This window comes from Bacteroidota bacterium (assembly GCA_020161395.1).
Classification (GTDB): Bacteria; Bacteroidota; Ignavibacteria; order Ignavibacteriales; family Ignavibacteriaceae; genus UTCHB3.
The window spans coordinates 29624-45619 of the sequence record JAIUOE010000015.1; the positions used below are offsets into that span (position 1 = coordinate 29624).

14 protein-coding genes are annotated in these 15996 nt (G+C 41.9%); 12 read left to right on the forward strand and 2 right to left on the reverse strand.

Features of this window, described 5'->3' with window-relative positions; genetic code table 11:
- The first annotated feature begins 36 nt into the window (after positions 1-36).
- Positions 37-537: a DinB family protein gene (locus tag LCH52_16125; protein MCA0390017.1), complete on the forward strand. Its 501-nt coding sequence runs from the start codon at positions 37-39 to the stop codon at positions 535-537.
- A 27-nt stretch (positions 538-564) separates the two neighbouring features.
- Here LCH52_16125 and LCH52_16130 read toward each other — a convergent pair whose 3' ends face one another.
- Complete coding sequence (locus LCH52_16130) at positions 565-1656, reverse strand: T9SS type A sorting domain-containing protein (GenBank protein MCA0390018.1); 1092 nt, start codon at positions 1654-1656, stop codon at positions 565-567.
- Positions 1657-1744: 88 nt separating this feature from the next.
- Here LCH52_16130 and LCH52_16135 point away from each other — a divergent pair, with 88 nt between their 5' ends.
- The 11 genes from LCH52_16135 to LCH52_16185 all read left to right on the forward strand — a co-directional run bounded on the left by LCH52_16135 (position 1745) and on the right by LCH52_16185 (position 14078).
- Positions 1745-2341: a GDSL-type esterase/lipase family protein gene (locus LCH52_16135; protein MCA0390019.1), complete on the forward strand. Its 597-nt coding sequence runs from the start codon at positions 1745-1747 to the stop codon at positions 2339-2341.
- A gap of 78 nt (positions 2342-2419) precedes the next feature.
- Entirely contained in the window at positions 2420-4024 is a 1605-nt protein-coding gene (locus tag LCH52_16140) for a CTP synthase (protein MCA0390020.1), read from the forward strand.
- Positions 4025-4030: 6 nt separating this feature from the next.
- Positions 4031-4636: a phosphoribosylglycinamide formyltransferase gene (locus LCH52_16145; GenBank protein ID MCA0390021.1), complete on the forward strand. Its 606-nt coding sequence runs from the start codon at positions 4031-4033 to the stop codon at positions 4634-4636.
- Between the two features lie 39 nt (positions 4637-4675).
- Positions 4676-6190, forward strand: a complete 1515-nt coding sequence (gene purH, locus LCH52_16150) for a bifunctional phosphoribosylaminoimidazolecarboxamide formyltransferase/IMP cyclohydrolase (GenBank protein ID MCA0390022.1) — start codon at positions 4676-4678, stop codon at positions 6188-6190.
- Between the two features lie 10 nt (positions 6191-6200).
- Entirely contained in the window at positions 6201-7226 is a 1026-nt protein-coding gene (locus LCH52_16155; GenBank protein MCA0390023.1) for a rod shape-determining protein, read from the forward strand.
- Between the two features lies 1 nt (position 7227).
- On the forward strand, positions 7228-8061 hold the full coding sequence (locus tag LCH52_16160) for a rod shape-determining protein MreC (GenBank protein MCA0390024.1): 834 nt from the start codon (positions 7228-7230) through the stop codon (positions 8059-8061).
- Positions 8058-8564: a rod shape-determining protein MreD gene (mreD, locus tag LCH52_16165; protein ID MCA0390025.1), complete on the forward strand. Its 507-nt coding sequence runs from the start codon at positions 8058-8060 to the stop codon at positions 8562-8564. The genes LCH52_16160 and mreD overlap by 4 nt, the downstream gene beginning before the upstream one ends.
- Positions 8561-10396, forward strand: coding sequence for a penicillin-binding protein 2 (mrdA, locus tag LCH52_16170; protein ID MCA0390026.1), 1836 nt, complete (start codon positions 8561-8563; stop codon positions 10394-10396). Before mreD ends, mrdA begins: the two co-directional genes overlap by 4 nt.
- Positions 10397-11626: a rod shape-determining protein RodA gene (gene rodA, locus LCH52_16175; GenBank protein MCA0390027.1), complete on the forward strand. Its 1230-nt coding sequence runs from the start codon at positions 10397-10399 to the stop codon at positions 11624-11626. It begins immediately after the preceding gene.
- A gap of 8 nt (positions 11627-11634) precedes the next feature.
- Entirely contained in the window at positions 11635-12459 is an 825-nt protein-coding gene (gene pyrF, locus LCH52_16180; protein ID MCA0390028.1) for an orotidine-5'-phosphate decarboxylase, read from the forward strand.
- Positions 12460-12596: 137 nt separating this feature from the next.
- On the forward strand, positions 12597-14078 hold the full coding sequence (locus tag LCH52_16185) for a DUF2851 family protein (protein ID MCA0390029.1): 1482 nt from the start codon (positions 12597-12599) through the stop codon (positions 14076-14078).
- A 38-nt stretch (positions 14079-14116) separates the two neighbouring features.
- Here the strand turns inward: LCH52_16185 and LCH52_16190 are convergent, their stop codons facing one another.
- Complete coding sequence (locus LCH52_16190; GenBank protein MCA0390030.1) at positions 14117-15973, reverse strand: hypothetical protein; 1857 nt, start codon at positions 15971-15973, stop codon at positions 14117-14119.
- Positions 15974-15996 lie beyond the last annotated feature (23 nt).

Genomic DNA, 15996 nt, shown 5'->3' on the forward strand with positions numbered 1-15996 from the left:
TTTTGACACAAGAAAACCAAAGAAAAGGAGAGAAAAATGATGGTTGACGAATTCTATCGTGAATTTGAAAATGAATTCAAAGGAACAAGGAAAGTGCTCGAAAATCTTGATTTTGGCAAATTGGATTACAAACCTCATCCAAGATCTTTTTCAATGAAGCACCTTGCCTTGCATCTTGCTAACATTTCATATTGGGGTTTATTGACTCTGACCACGAATGAATATCATTTAAAAGATTCCGAAGTCAATCCTGACTTTGATGTCCCTGTGGATAAGGAAGAGATGCTCGGTAAGTTTGATGAAAATGTGAGAAAATTTCTCGAGGTACTCCGTGGAATGACAGTAGACCAGATGAATGAAATGTGGACTCTCTATTACAATGGCAAACCGTTTTTTGGAGAGCCAAGGCACTCGGTTCTGAGGTCCTCGGTGATGAACCATATGATTCATCACAGAGGGCAATTGACCGTTTATTTGCGGATGAATGATCTTAAAGTACCGGGATTGTACGGTCCCAGTGCTGACGACAAGAAGTGATATCCCGGCAGATCCATCAGCTCATGACTATTTGAGCAGACTGATTTTTTTGATTGATCTTCCAACCGGTGTGTTCAGAACGACGAAATAGACTCCTGATGAAAAACCGGTGGCTTCAAACCCGATTTTGTAATGACCCGCAGCTTTATGACCGCTTTCTAGTGATTTAATAAATTCACCTGAGGCATTATATACACTGAGGTTAACATCTGTTGCCTCAGGTATTGAATAGGAAATCACTGTCGAGGGGTTAAATGGATTCGGGTAATTGTCGTAAAGTGTTACCGTTGAAGGAAGATATCCTGCCTCATCTTCTTTTATGCCGACAGGAAATTGGAGTGGTCGTCTGCTGCTTCCGGTATTAACCACTTCTTTCGTAATATCATCCTGAACAATGGCTACGGAATATTGATTTGTATCTTTCCACGCAGATTCGAATTTATATCTCCAGGTAAACTCATAGATACCTTTTGAGGTCGGGAAAAGCTCTCCAGAAGAATTTGGGACCGATTTTCTAAATACATGAGGAAAATACTTCTCTCCATTCGTACCGGGTGCAGTTGTGAAATTAACCGGGTGTTCAACCGCATAAAGTCTTAACTTCCATGTACCTGCCGGGAGGTTCGACAGTAAATATGCCTTAACTTTAACTTCAATTGAATCGGCAGAAATTCGGGACTGGCTGACCTCAAGTCCAAGCGGGGAGGCGACCGCCATTCTGGTCTTGTATGCTCCCGACAGGTTTGAGGATGAGAAGGGCCAGACATCCACAATTATTCCATCGACATTCAACCAGGGTGTCGCATTCACATTCCCTTTCATAAATTGAATCCGATCTCTGTTTTGCTGAATATTGTGCTGATACATCGGATCGCTGACCCCGGGCCACCATGCATGATAAGTTACACCAGTCAAGGAGTCTTTCATTGTCTCCATGTATGAATTCAGGGCGGGGTTACTCTGTGCACAGGGACCACAGGAGGCATTCGTCACTTCCTCATAAAGGGGGTAGCGTCTGAATCCGGAAGTAATATTTTCCGTGATATGTGTATCAAACTGAGCGGAAAGGGGAAATACCAGGGTCATGAAGAGGAGAAAAAATTTGAAAATATTTTGCATCGAGCACCGGAAATATGAATTGGGGGAATAAGTATTAATTAAATTTATATCTTGAAATTACAAAAAATTTGAGAGATCAGAAAGCAACATGAGCAGAAAACTTGAGATCGATTCACACTATATTCATCGCACAACCCTGTTTTCAATGTTTGGAAGTGATGGTGGTGGCGTCGTTTTTTTAGGTGACAGTATAACAGAAATGTGTGAGTGGCAGGAATTTTTTCCCGAAATCAGAATTATAAACAGGGGAATATCGGGTGACAGTACCGCCGGAGTATTGAACCGGCTGGATCAGATTACCGGATTGAATCCTGAAAAAATATTTTTAACCATTGGTGTGAACGATTTGCAGAGGCATTACCCGAAGGACGAAGTGATTTCCAACATCAGGGAAATTATTTTACAACTTACCGGTTTCACAGGTGCAATAATTTTTCTTCAATCGATACTTCCTGTCAGGGAAATGATGCTTCAAACTGGAATAAAAAACAGTACAATTGATGAAGTAAATGCTTCACTTGCAGTGATGGCGGAAGAATTAAATGTTCAGTTTTTAGACAATAACGCTCTTTTAAAGGACATTTCAGGCAACCTGTCACTTGATTTTACATCAGACGGGCTTCATCTGAACGGTTATGCCTACTCCCGCTGGGCAGAGAATATCAGGGAAAAAGTAATTGGGTAAAGACATCCATTAACTTTGAAAAAGGTTGCCTTTCTAACTATATTAGAAGTTTAAATTATTTAATTTTATGGACATAAGTTGGTTAAGTACATTTTTATTACCGGCGGGGTAGTATCCTCGATTGGTAAAGGAATAACAGCCGCATCGTTGGGATTGTTACTGAAACAGCGTGGCTACCGGGTAACAATCCAGAAATTTGATCCGTACATCAATGTGGATCCGGGAACGATGAATCCATTTCAGCACGGTGAAGTGTATGTAACCGAAGATGGTGCTGAAACGGACCTCGATCTGGGGCATTATGAGCGATTTCTCGGATTGAATATGAACCGTGCAAATAATACCACCACCGGACAGATTTACTATGATGTTATCAACAGAGAGAGACAGGGTGAATACCTTGGAGCTACTGTTCAGGTAATACCGCACATCACAGATGAGATTAAAAGACGGATGTGTAAGCTTGGTGAATCAGGTGAATATGACATAATAATTACCGAGATTGGCGGGACAATCGGCGATATAGAAAGCCTTCCGTTTATCGAAGCGGTCAGACAATTGCTTCATGAGTTTGGTAAAAAGAATGCCCTGACCATCCATGTTACTTATGTGCCATATATTCGTTCTGCTGCCGAGGTAAAAACCAAGCCCACACAGCATTCCGTAAAAGCCCTTCTGGAACTCGGGATCCAACCGGACCTTCTTGTATGCCGATCCGAGAAGAATCTTTCACTCGAGATAAGAGCCAAGATTGCTTCATTTTGTAATGTGGAAAGTTCTTCGGTTTTCTCGACTCAGGATTGCGACACAATCTACGAAGTGCCTCTGATTCTGCATCAGGAGAAAATGGACCTTGTGGTACTGAAAAAGTTCAGGTTGCAGGATACGAAAATTGAACTCGGGCAATGGAAGAAATTCGTAAATAAGATTAAAAATCCTGACCGTACAATAGAAATTGCTATTAGTGGCAAGTACATCGACTATCATGATGCTTATAAAAGCATAATGGAATCATTCGTACATGCGGGTGCAGAAAACGGTGTAAAAGTCAAAATCAGATGGGTAAACGCAGAAGACTGCGAAACAGGTGATTTGAATGAGTTGTTCTCCGGTATAAGTGGAATTCTGGTTCCCGGAGGATTTGGCATCCGGGGAATTGAGGGAAAAATAAAGACCATCAATTACGCCCGAAAAAACAACATTCCATTTTTCGGAATTTGTCTCGGCATGCAATGTGCGGTAATTGAATTTGCAAGATCAGAGTGCAAACTGCCAAAAGCAAACAGTTCTGAAATCAAGAAAGGCAACTACTCGGTTATTGACCTTATGCCGGGTCAAAAAGGAATTAAAAACCTCGGTGGTTCAATGAGACTCGGTTCTTATAATTGCGTCATTAAAGAAGGCACCAAGGCAGCCGAGGCATACGGTGTCAGCGATATCTGGGAAAGACACCGTCACAGATATGAGGTAAACAACGATTTTCGGGGTGTGTTGGAGAATGCAGGGTTGATAATAAGCGGTACCTCACCCGATGGTTTACTTGTTGAAATGATTGAATTGAAGGACCACCCGTGGTTTGTAGCTTGCCAGTTCCATCCTGAATTGAAGAGCCGGGCGACCAAGGCTCATCCTCTGTTCCGGGAGTTTGTGAAGGCAAGCAAGATTTATTCCCTCACAAACTGACATTATATGGCAAAGCTGAAACTGGCAATTTTTGTTTCAGGCAGGGGATCGAACCTTCAGTCAATCGTGAACAGCGACTCGTTAACTGATTTAGTTGAAACAAGTTATGTCATTAGTGACAAACCTGATTGTAAGGCATTTGAGTTTGCTCAGGCAAGAGGGATTAAGACCCTGACTGTTGGAACGCACGCCTCAGGTTTTGATGAAATTGCAGAAATATTAATTGCAAAGGGTATTGGTCTTGTTGTACTCGCGGGTTTTCTGAAACTTGTTCCTCCCGGGTTTGTGTCAAAGTTTGAAAATCGGATAATAAATATCCACCCGGCACTTCTTCCGTCTTTTGGCGGAAAGGGGATGTACGGACATTTTGTACATGAGGCTGTGTTTGAATCAGGCGCCAGGATATCGGGACCTACGGTACATTTTGTAAACAATGAATATGACAAGGGATATATAATTGCCCAATCCGCAGTAGATATATCCATGGTGAATTCTCCTGATGAGATAGCAAAAAAAGTGCTGGTCGCGGAGCATAAACTGCTTCCAGAAACAGTTGCACTTTTTGCAAAACAAAGGATAAGGATTGTGGAAGGCAGAGTAAGAATCATCTGAATTTGTTCCACTGTCAGTTAAACTACAGAAAGAAGAAAATTGAAGAAATATGCTCTTGTCTCACTGACGGATAAAACCGGTTGTGTCGAACTGGCATCCGGTTTGTCAGGTTTGGGATATACAATCGTTTCAACAGGAAACACAGCACGGCTGTTGAGGGAGTCGAAAGTCGAATGTGTTGAAATCAGTGATTTTACGGGATTCCCCGAAATTCTGGGAGGAAGGGTAAAGACTCTTAATCCAAAAGTATTCGGCGGAATTCTGGCGAGAAGAGATAACAGCGATGACCTTGCCGAGATGGCACTTCACGGAATTGAAGATATTGATGTGGTGGTTGTAAATCTGTACAATTTTTCAGAGGCAGCTTCAAAAGTCGACTCATCAATACCTGAACTTGTTGAAAAGATAGATATTGGCGGAGTTTCACTGATAAGGGCTGCAGCAAAGAATTTTAAATTTGTTTCGATACTCACAGCTCCTCATCAATACGGCGAGTTTCTTGAAAGAGCGGAAAAAGGAGAAATTGATGAATCTTACCGGCAGTTTTTAGCCATTGAAGCTTTCAAAGTTACAGCGCAATATGATTCACTTATCTCCTCAACTCTTGAAAGGAGAACTACCGATGAAACAGGAACACTTTCGATATTCGAACCCGAGCGACGGGTATTAAGATATGGTGAGAATCCTCACCAAAAGGGATATTTTTTCGGTGACTTCAACGAACACTTTGAACAGCTCATCGGCAAAGAGCTCTCGTACAACAATATACTTGACCTCTCGGCAGCTTCAGAACTCGTCTCAGAACTTGACGGAGTCGTGTGTGCAATTATAAAACACAGTAATCCCTGTGGAGTCGGTACAGGTGAAAACTCATTGGATGCTTACACGAAAGCTTTGTCGTGTGATCCGGTCTCTGCTTTCGGAGGAATAGTGGTATTTAACAGTCCCATTGATGCCGGGACAGCGGAAAAATTAAACGAGATTTTTCTTGAACTTGTGGTCGCACCTTCATTCACGGAAGATGCCATCGAGATTTTGAACAGAAAAAAACAAAGAAGGGTGCTTCTTCAGAAGAAAAAAGTGGATATTCCCTTCGTCATCAGAAATGCTGCAGGGGGCTACCTCGTTCAGGAAAAGGATTCATACCGGGGTGAGCTCGAGAATTTTGAAACAGTAACAAAAAAAATGCCTGAGAAAGAGGCTGCAAAGGATATCCTTTTAGCCTGGAAAATTTGTGCAAATGTAAAATCGAATGCCATAGTTTTAGTCAAGGATGGCAGGTCAATCGGAATTGGTGCCGGACAGGTTTCCAGAGTGGATTCAGTAAAGATTGCTATCAGAAAAGCTGAAGAGTTCGGATTTGATATCAAAGGAGCAATTGCAGCATCAGACGCATTTTTCCCGTTTGAGGACGGAGTGAATCTTCTTGCTGAGGCAGGAATTACTGTTATCGTACAACCCGGGGGGTCGGTACGCGACAAAGAGAGTATAGAAGCTGCTGACAGGCATGCGATCTCTATGATATTTACAAAAGTCAGACACTTTAAACACTGAGGTTTCTTAGATGGGATTATTGGATTTTTTAGCAAATGATATAGCAATCGACCTTGGGACAGCGAATACACTTATTCATGTCAAAGGTAAAGGAATCGTGTTAAACGAGCCCTCGATCGTGGCTTACGACCGCAATACAAGGAAAATCATCGCCCTTGGAAATAAAGCCAAAGAGATGATGGGCAGAGAGCACCGGGAAATTGCGGTAACAAGACCCATGAAAGACGGTGTAATCGCCGATTTCGAAATTGCCGAGGGCATGATCCGTGCTTTTATCAAAAAAGTGAATTCAGGTATTGTTTCTGCCAGAAAGGTAGTTATAGCGGTTCCGAGTGGAGTGACCGAAGTTGAAAAAAGGGCTGTCAGGGACAGTGCTGAACATGCAGGGGCAAAAGAAGTTCACCTTATTTCCGAACCAATGTCCGCTGCCATCGGTATTGGAATTGATGTCTCCAGACCTGAAGGTAACATGGTTATCGACATTGGTGGAGGAACAACGGAAATTGCTGTAATCGCCCTTTCCGGTATCGTGGTTGAAGAATCAATCAAAGTTGCCGGTGATGAAATGAATGAGGCAATTGTGAGTTTCTTCAGGAGGAATTACAATATTCTGATTGGTGAAAGGACTGCTGAAGCTATAAAGTGCCAGGTCGGCTCAGCGATGGCATTACCGGAAGAACTTACAATCGAAGTGAAGGGACGGGATCTTGTAGGCGGTGTTCCAAAGAAAGTTGAAGTTTCGTCTGTGGAAATCAGGGATGCCCTGGAGGGACCTGTAGTTCAGATTCTTGAGGCAGTCAGGAGATTGCTCGAGAGAACAGGTGCCGAACATTCAGCGGATATTCACAGCTCCGGAATTATGCTGTCAGGTGGTGGCGCACTACTGAAAGGTCTTGATAAAAGAATAAGACTGGAGACAAATCTGCCCGTTCACATTGCAGAGGAACCTCTGACTGCCGTGGTTCGGGGTGCCGGAAGAGTTATTGATAATCTAAATGGATATTCTGCAGTTTTGATAAGGCACCGTCGCTATTAGAATGAGAGAATTTTTCCATTCACTTTTTCAATCTTTCAAGTCTTATCTAATCCTGATAATTCTCATAATCATTTCATTTTTTCTGATGTCGTTAAGTGAATCTGAATCGACTCAAAAGCTGAGGGCACTTGCGTTGTCCACTTTTTCGCGAGTTTCAGGAGTATTCGGGTATGTAAATTTCATCACTGATCTCCGTTCAGACAATGAAGAACTCAGAAGAAGAAATGCTGAACTGATGCTCGAAAACAATCAGTTGCGGGAGTTCGGTCTGGAAAACAGTGAATTGAGAGAAATGCTTGCCTTCCAGGATACCAGCTCATATGAACTGATTGCTTCAGAAGTAATTTCCAAATCATACCTTGCCGATCAGGTCAATTTTACAATCAACAAAGGCACTAAAGATTCCGTAAAACCCGGGATGCCTGTCATATCGCACAACGGACTTCTTGGAATCGTCTACACTTCTACGGAAAACTATTCGATCGTAAGAACTTATAAAAATGTAAATCTGAAAATTATCGTGAAATTGTTGAATTCGGGAACCCCCGGTATCCTGAAATGGAACGGAACCGAGCTGATAATGCAAGGGATTCCAAAAACATTGCAGTTGAAAAAAGGGGAGAGAATCATCACTTCTGAAATCAGTTCCTTGATCGGGATAAATCTTCCCGTTGGTGAAGTGGTTAAGATTCTGAATCCCGAAAGCGGTTTGTTTAACGATATTCTCATCGAACCGTATGTTGATCTGAACAGTACCCTTAATGTGTTTGTGATGCGTATGGTGCAGAGTAAAAAAGTTGACAATTACGAACTGAATTATCTGAAGACGAAATGACAAACAACAAATATTTCAAATACCTTCTTCCGGTTTTATATCTGATTCCGCTTCTGTTTGTACAAGTCGTTTTCGTTCCACTTATTTCAATTGAAACGATAGTTCCTGACCTTATACTTATTCTTGTTGTTTACTATGCGGTGAAACAGGGACAGATACCGGGTACCGTGTTTGGATTTGGTGCCGGACTGATATTTGACCTTGTCACAGGAAATTTACTTGGAAGTGCTGCTCTTGCCAAAACTGTCGCAGGATTCGTTGCCGGTTATTTCAGTACAAACAGAATGGACATTAATTTAAAGTCCTACAGGTTTATATTTATAATTCTGCTTGCAGCCTTCATCAACTCTTCAACTTTCGCTCTGGTAACAAATTTCGACCTGAATAATAATCTTCTTAAACTTATTTTTGAGCAGGGAATTACTCCCGCACTTTACACAGGATTCATAAGCGCAATTTGGATCTTTGCAACTCCAACAAAAAAAGGTGACTGGCTGGAATGACACTACTTTCCTCTACAAGAAAGACTGTGCTCGCTTCCATAATACTGGGTCTTTTTCTTGTTTACGGTTTAAAGCTATTTCAGATGCAAATAGTTTTCAACAGTAAATTTGAAAACAAATCTACCGACAACAGTATTAAAGCGATTGAACAGATGCCCCTGAGGGGTGTTCTTTATGACCGTAATTTTAGATTGCTTGTTGACAATGTGCCGTCGTACACTGTGAGAATTACTCCATACGAATATGACACCACAAAAAATTCGATGCTTGAATCGCTCCTCCAACTCCCCAAAGACACTATTTCACGGATACTTCTTAAGCACAAAAAATACGGGAAGTATCAGCCTGTCCGCATTAAAAAGGGGGCTACATTTCAGGAAATCGGGTGGTTGGAAGAGAATTCTGAACGGTTCCCGGGAGTCGATTACATAATTGAAATAAAACGGGGCTACACGAATATTTTTGGCGCATCCCATGTTCTCGGTTATCTAAAAGAGACAAATGACAATGATCTAAAAAAAGACAGCTTTTATACTCTTGGTGATAACATCGGCATGAATGGTATCGAAAAGAGCTATGAAACCTACCTTCGCGGTGAAAAGGGATACAACTATATTCTGGTAAACGCATCGAGGAAGAAAATTGCGAGGTTTAAGGAAGGAAATGCTGATAAGCCTTCAATAAAGGGTAAAGACCTTGTGCTTTCGCTTGATTCCGCAGCACAGCTTACAGCCGAAAAGGTGATGCACGGCAGGAGCGGAGCAATTGTTGCCATAGAACCATCTTCCGGTGAGATACTGGCGTTTTCAAGTTCACCCGGATACGATCTTTCAAAATTTTCGGATATTACTCCTGCAGATTACATGAGGGAGCTGGTAACAAACCCGCTGAAGCCGCAGTTTAACAGAGCAACCATGTCAACCCATTCTCCCGGTTCAACATTTAAAGTACTGGTAGCATTATGTGCATTGGAACTCGGTGTATTAAACGAAAACAGCACGATTTACTGTCCCGGCTCGTTCACCTATGGAAACAGAACATTTAAATGTCACGGTGCTCATGGTGCCACTACAGTTTACAGGGCACTTGAGGGATCATGCAATGTCTTCTTCTACAAATTGATCTTTGAAATTGGAGTGGACCGGCTGAATGAATTTGCAAAGAAATTCCGGATAGGGACAAAGACAGGAATTGATCTTCTTGAAGAGTCAAAAGGTTTGATTCCTTCCAGTCAGTATTATGAAAAAATATATGGAAAAGGCTGGCCCAAAGGTATTTTAGTGAGTGTTGGCATTGGACAGGGTGAGGTAAGTATGACACCATTGCAACTCGCTCTGATGACCGCCCTGGTTGCAAACAACGGCAAGTCGTTCGTTCCTCATCTCGTTAAAGGTTATCTTGACGAGAAAAGGAACTTTGTTCCTTTCCGGTTTGAAGAAATAAATACCGGAGTCAACGAGAATAATGTCAGGATTATCAAAAAAGGGATGTGGCTTGTAGTCAACGGTGGTGGTGGAACAGCAAAGAACATCAGGAGTACCGATGTGGTGATCGCAGGCAAAACGGGAACTGTACAAAATATCCATGGCAGAAACCACTCACTGTTTGTCGGTTTTGCCCCGTACGATGATCCCAAAATTGCGGTCGCAGTACTTTTTGAGAATGCGGGATACGGAGCTGATGTGGCAGCACCGGTGGCAGAAGAAGTAATACTTGCATATCTTCGGTCTTCAGGTGTGATTAAGCTGAAGGAAAAGGAAGATAAACCCAAAAAACCCTCGAAATCAGCAGATTCTACACAACTTGTCACCAACATCGAAAACGGGGATTAAATGAAGTTAGGCGGAAAAATATCCGGCAGATTTGATTTCCTGATTTTTGGTGCTGTCATTATTCTTTTAACATTCGGGTTACTGGCGATTTACAGTTCCACTCAGAATGTAACACAGGTTCGCAATAATTTTGAAAAACAGATTGTTGCACTCGTCCTCTCAATTATAATTTTTGTCGTAATCTATAACCTTCCCAGTACTCTTATAAGAACTGCAATTCCATGGGCATACGGGTTGAGTATCTTCCTATTGATAGCAGTACTTATATTTGGTAAAACAATTGGTGGTGCTAAAGCGTGGATCAGTCTTGGACCTTTGAACCTGCAGCCTGCTGAATTTTCCAAAATTGCCACACTTCTTGCCTTGGCATCATTTCTGGAAGAAAAAGGAAATGATATTGAGGATATAAAAGTAATTTTAAAATATCTGGCAATCGGACTTTTTCCTGTTGCCCTGATTATGCTGGAACCGGATCTTGGAAGTTCGCTTGTCTATTTTGGAATGATACTTACCCTTCTTTTTTGGAGGGGAATAAGTGCATTTGGGCTGTTTGTTGTTCTTGCTCCACCTTTGGTGATGATCAGTTCACTGTTCGGAGTCTGGTACATTGCAGGGGCATTTGCGGTTGTAATAGCTTTTCTGTTTGTTTTCAAAAAAAATATTTTCATCACCACAGCCCTCCTGGGTGTAAATTTTGCTTCGGCATTTTTTGTAAAGTATTTCTTTAACATCCTTAGCCCTCACCAGAAAAAAAGAATTCTGACATTTGTCGATCCCAACTCGGATCCACTTGGAGCAGGTTATAATGCCATTCAGGCGCAGATAGCAATAGGCTCCGGAGGACTTTGGGGCAAGGGATTCATGTCAGGCAGTCAGACACAGTTACAGTTCATACCCGAATTGTGGTCAGACTTTATTTTCTGCGTGGTTGGTGAGGAATTTGGCTTTTTTGGCACAATCGCCGTGATTTCATTATTCGTACTTATATTTCTCAGAATCCTCAAGATAGCAAGTGAAACAAAGAGTGACTTTTTCAGTCTGGTCGTTGTGGGAATCCTGTCAATTTTCGTGATTCATTTTGCCATCAATATTGGAATGGTCATAGGAATTGTTCCTGTCATCGGAATTCCCTTGCCTTTCGTCAGTTATGGGGGATCATCACTTCTGTCAAATTTTATAATGCTCGGAATTGTATTTAACATATCCAAAAGCCGTCACGCAATTAATTGAGGTGGTGAATGAATTCGTTTGAAAAACTGGAAGCACTTGTAAAACAGGGAAAACATATCTGCGTTGGTCTGGATACCGACATAAAAAAAATTCCTTCCATTGTAAGAAAATCTTCGAACCCTTTTTATGAATTTAACAGACTGATTGTTGAATCAACAATAACTGAAGCAGCAGCATACAAGCTTAATTTTGCTTTTTATGAAAGTCATGGATTGGAAGGTTTTACGGTTTTAAGAAAAACAGTAGAGCTAATCCGGTCTAAGAGAGAGGATGTGCTTATAATCGGAGATGCAAAAAGGGGAGACATCGGCAATACTTCCATGATGTATGCCAAAGCAATCTTCGATGAACTGGGATTTGATTGTTCGACCATAGCCCCTTATATGGGGAAGGACTCCCTTGATCCTTTTTTTGAGTACGAAGGGAAAATTAATTTCATACTCGTCCTCACTTCGAACAAAGGTTCGGAAGATTTTGAAAAACTGTTGTTGAGCGATGGAACAGCTCTTTATAAATCTGTACTTCAAAAAATTAAAAGCTGGTATCCGGCAAATCAACTTGGCACAGTTTTTGGAGCAACAAGGATCGAAAACTTGAAGGAAGATATTGATGACCTGAAAGGTACCACTGTTCTCGTACCCGGAGTTGGAGCTCAGGGGGGCAGTGCCGGTGAGGTTGCTTCAATATTTCATTCTGCAGGACACAGAAATTTTCTGATTAATTCCAGCAGAAATATCATTTACGCTTCACAGGAAGAAGATTTTGCTTCATCTGCATATGACGAACTTCAAAAACTTAACAGAGAAGTGAATCAAATCTCACACAGCGTGTGATAAACCGGATAGTAATCAAAGAATAATTAACCCGGTATTGTAAGCCGGAGGAAAGATATATTTCTCGTAAATGGGAATATATTCTAATAATTGATAGATAATACTGTCGGCTATTATCGTATTTTGATGGAGAGAGAATGAAAACTGCTGCGTTACCTGAAAAACTGATCTATGAAATTTGGAAAAATCAGGATTTCAAGTCTGATATTTATACAAGAGATGGCGAAAGGATTCGCGTGCTCGACAGGGGTGTTGAATCAACGGAACTGGGAGGTCCTGACTTCAGGAATGCTCACATACAAATAGGCAGTTTGACATTTGTCGGTGATATCGAAATTGATAATTTTCATACCGACTGGAAAAATCATGGTCACTCAAAAAATCCAAAGTTTAACAAAGTCATCCTTCATGTAATCCTCGACGATTCTGATCAGCGAATTTTTGTTACTACCAAAGACGGCAGAAAAGTCCCCTCTATTAGCGTCATTGACTTTATCGATCAGTCTCTAAGCACATCCCTCCGCAAGCAGATTGCCAATTTCAGGTTAAGCAGTATCAATAAAATATCGTGCAAACAGTTGACTCTGCTCGTAACAGAGGAAGAAAAACTTCAGTTTTTGAAAAGACTCGGAATTGAGAGGTTCAAGCGAAAATGTGAAAAGGTTGCCTACAGAATGAAGGAGATACTTTTCATCGAGGAGATGAAGATATGTGAACCTGAACATGGATATGATGTACCGCTTGAATATCTTGAGAGAAAACTGACACGAAAGGAAATGAATAACAAAGCAGTATGGGAACAGTTATTCTATGAAGGGATATTTGAAGCTCTGGGTTATTCCAGAAACAAAGAGATTATGCTTAGGCTCGCAAAGGCTGTCGAGCTTAAATATCTGAAAACCCTGGGGCAGGATGCAGATTTTATCCACAATGCTGAAGCCCTCTTCTTCCATGTGTCCGGTTTGCTGGAATTAACGCATAAAGGGGAGTCAGAGGAGACTTCGGGATATATCAGATCGATGCATGAAAAGTGGCTGGAGCTTGAAGAGATATACGATGGCAAGACCTTCTCTTCGGAAGACTGGTCATTTTATCGTATGAGACCTCAAAATTATCCAACTGTGCGACTTGCAGGTGGAGTTAGACTTCTGAATGAAATACTGAATCACAATCTGATCGGCGGATTACACCGTAAATTTATCGACATTCACAATCTTAACACCTTAAAAGTTTGCATCAGGAGCATCTTTGTAACAAAAGGAAATGGATACTGGAGCCGGCACTACATGTTCGATACGGAAGCAAAACCGTATATTAATTTCTTCGTCGGAAAAAACCGTGCAGACGAAATGGTGCTTAATGTCGTTCTTCCTATACTTTATATCTATTACGAATTGTTTGGCAAGCATAAATTTGCAGCTAAAACATTGAGACTGTTTAGTGAAGTGGATATGGAAATCGATAACACACTTGTCAGTGAAGTGTCTTCAGCATTGAATCTGGATGCACACAAGCATGGACCACTGATTTATCAGGGGATGCTGGAACTTTTCAGGAACAAATGTTCCAAAGACAAATGTGACCAGTGTTTGATTGGAGAGAAGGTCTTTTCAGAATAGGAAGTTTTTTGAGACCTTTTTTTGGGTCAATGGAGTGGCTATTCAACAAGGAATTCTGATTTCCCTTTCTGCACGCTGAATGAGTAGGATTTCCCGTTCCGGATGATTTCCAAAACGAAGGGGACCTGCGTCTCCACCTCTATTTTTCTTTTTTCAATATCCTCACTTGCAACAAGACTGATTTTTTCCTTTCCGAACAGAAGATTCTTCATCCCGTTCCGGTCGTTCCGGTTCAGCCGCCAGACTATCCTTCCTTCGGCTGCACTTACTCTAAGACCTATAATATTTTCAATCAGAAGGGCTACGGGTCCTGTTGCTGTCCATCCGGCGAAATCCTGTCTCCCGTAAAATGTGTTGTCCCATCTTGTGCCGGGTTGCGGAAACTCCGGAGAATAGCACTCCCAAATGGTTTTATATCCATCTTCATATCTTTCCTCAAACGCAATTTTGTCCTCTGGGGGTGAGAAATTGTTGAACACCTTCAAGATGTTTTCGAGGTGATTCTTAGCGATTTCATCAGCGAGCCTGTAAAATCCGCAACTTTCCAAACCCTTCACAGTTGAGTATACGACAGGAGCCCAGACTCCTCCCAGCCAGTAGTGTCCCATACTGTCGTAATCAGGATCATTTGCGGGGAGTGTCGGAATCCTGTGTGGACGGTTGAACGAGAGTGTGTCTTCCATGTGTGATGAGAGTGCCGTTGCCTTATCCGCATCCAGTACACCTGCGAGAAAAGCCCAGAATGCCCCTGCATGTGCAGTGGAAGAAAAACTGCCGTCAGGCTTCACATCATAAAGGAATTTTGTCTTGCTGTCCCAGCAAAATTTAAGGATTGCCTCGCTTATTCTTGTGTAACGATTTAGGAATTCCTGTGAAATATCCATCTGACCATCCAGCTTTGCCAGGCGGGAAATGGATTTGGCTGCCAGCGCCATCTGGGAGGAGAAATCGACCCAGGCACCTTTTCCAACACCTCTCCGCGGAACATTGTCCATGCCACTGCCTAAAGGAGTCTGGTAATAAAGCCAGGGAGAAAGTGATGATGCAACATTCTTTTCAATCCATTCATGGTACTTCACCAGACGAGGAAGAACCTTTTTAATGCGTGAAAAATCGCCTGTCATCTCTGAGTATCTGAGTTCGATCCACGCAAAAAGCGGGGGATTTAACATCGGTTCATCCTGGGATGGTTCGGCAGCAATATTCCCGTTTGCTTCGGAATATACTCTCTGGATGTAGCCATCAGACCGCTGTTTGCTGTAAAAATTATCCAGTGTCTGCATGGCAGGGAAGACTTCGCCTGAATACATGGCAAAGGCAACCATGAAATTCGAATCCCATTGATATATCCATTCGTTGAACCCTTCATCAATATAGCTATCGGAAAAATCATTTTCAGAGGTACCGCGTGTGATTTTGTCCCATGCGCGATTCCAGGCAAAGTAATATAATTCTATCAATGCAGAATCTCTTAATACAGGTTCCGGCAGTTTATCCTTAGGAAACGGGATGGTGCTTCTTTTTCTTTTCGGAACGGGAGGATTTCCAACCATGATCAGGGAGTTAAAACTTTCGCCACCGTCATTAATTTTCCAGTTGTTTGCAGGGTCGGGAATCCATTTTCCGTCAACAATGAATTTATACTGATAATATCCCGGTTCCAGTTCAAGATATGCAATCCACAGATCATCCTCTGATTTAATGAGTTTCTCTCCAACCGGGTTCCAGCCATTAAAACTTCCTGTGACCAACACTTCACCGGCACCAGGGGATACGAGTGAAAATCTTGTTTTTTCTTTTGGAGTCTGTGGAAATAATTGCGATGTCAGGAGCAGGCAGGCAAAAAGTAGAAAAGGCAGGCGGAAAAACCGGACAGTTTCAGGAGGAATGTACATTTGGAAATTCTTTCATGATTTGT

Bases quoted from the DNA above. Each gene is read 5' to 3' on its own strand.
- LCH52_16135 (MCA0390019.1), top strand. From the start codon at position 1,745: ATGAGCAGAAAACTTGAGATCGATTCACACTATATTCATCGCACAACC.
- LCH52_16125 (MCA0390017.1), top strand. From the start codon at position 37: ATGATGGTTGACGAATTCTATCGTGAATTTGAAAATGAATTCAAAGGA.
- LCH52_16190 (MCA0390030.1), bottom strand. From the start codon at position 15,973: ATGTACATTCCTCCTGAAACTGTCCGGTTTTTCCGCCTGCCTTTTCTA.
- LCH52_16155 (MCA0390023.1), top strand. From the start codon at position 6,201: ATGGGATTATTGGATTTTTTAGCAAATGATATAGCAATCGACCTTGGG.
- mrdA (MCA0390026.1), top strand. From the start codon at position 8,561: ATGACACTACTTTCCTCTACAAGAAAGACTGTGCTCGCTTCCATAATA.
- LCH52_16130 (MCA0390018.1), bottom strand. From the start codon at position 1,656: ATGCAAAATATTTTCAAATTTTTTCTCCTCTTCATGACCCTGGTATTT.
- LCH52_16145 (MCA0390021.1), top strand. From the start codon at position 4,031: ATGGCAAAGCTGAAACTGGCAATTTTTGTTTCAGGCAGGGGATCGAAC.
- LCH52_16185 (MCA0390029.1), top strand. From the start codon at position 12,597: ATGAAAACTGCTGCGTTACCTGAAAAACTGATCTATGAAATTTGGAAA.
- rodA (MCA0390027.1), top strand. From the start codon at position 10,397: ATGAAGTTAGGCGGAAAAATATCCGGCAGATTTGATTTCCTGATTTTT.
- pyrF (MCA0390028.1), top strand. From the start codon at position 11,635: ATGAATTCGTTTGAAAAACTGGAAGCACTTGTAAAACAGGGAAAACAT.
- LCH52_16160 (MCA0390024.1), top strand. From the start codon at position 7,228: ATGAGAGAATTTTTCCATTCACTTTTTCAATCTTTCAAGTCTTATCTA.
- mreD (MCA0390025.1), top strand. From the start codon at position 8,058: ATGACAAACAACAAATATTTCAAATACCTTCTTCCGGTTTTATATCTG.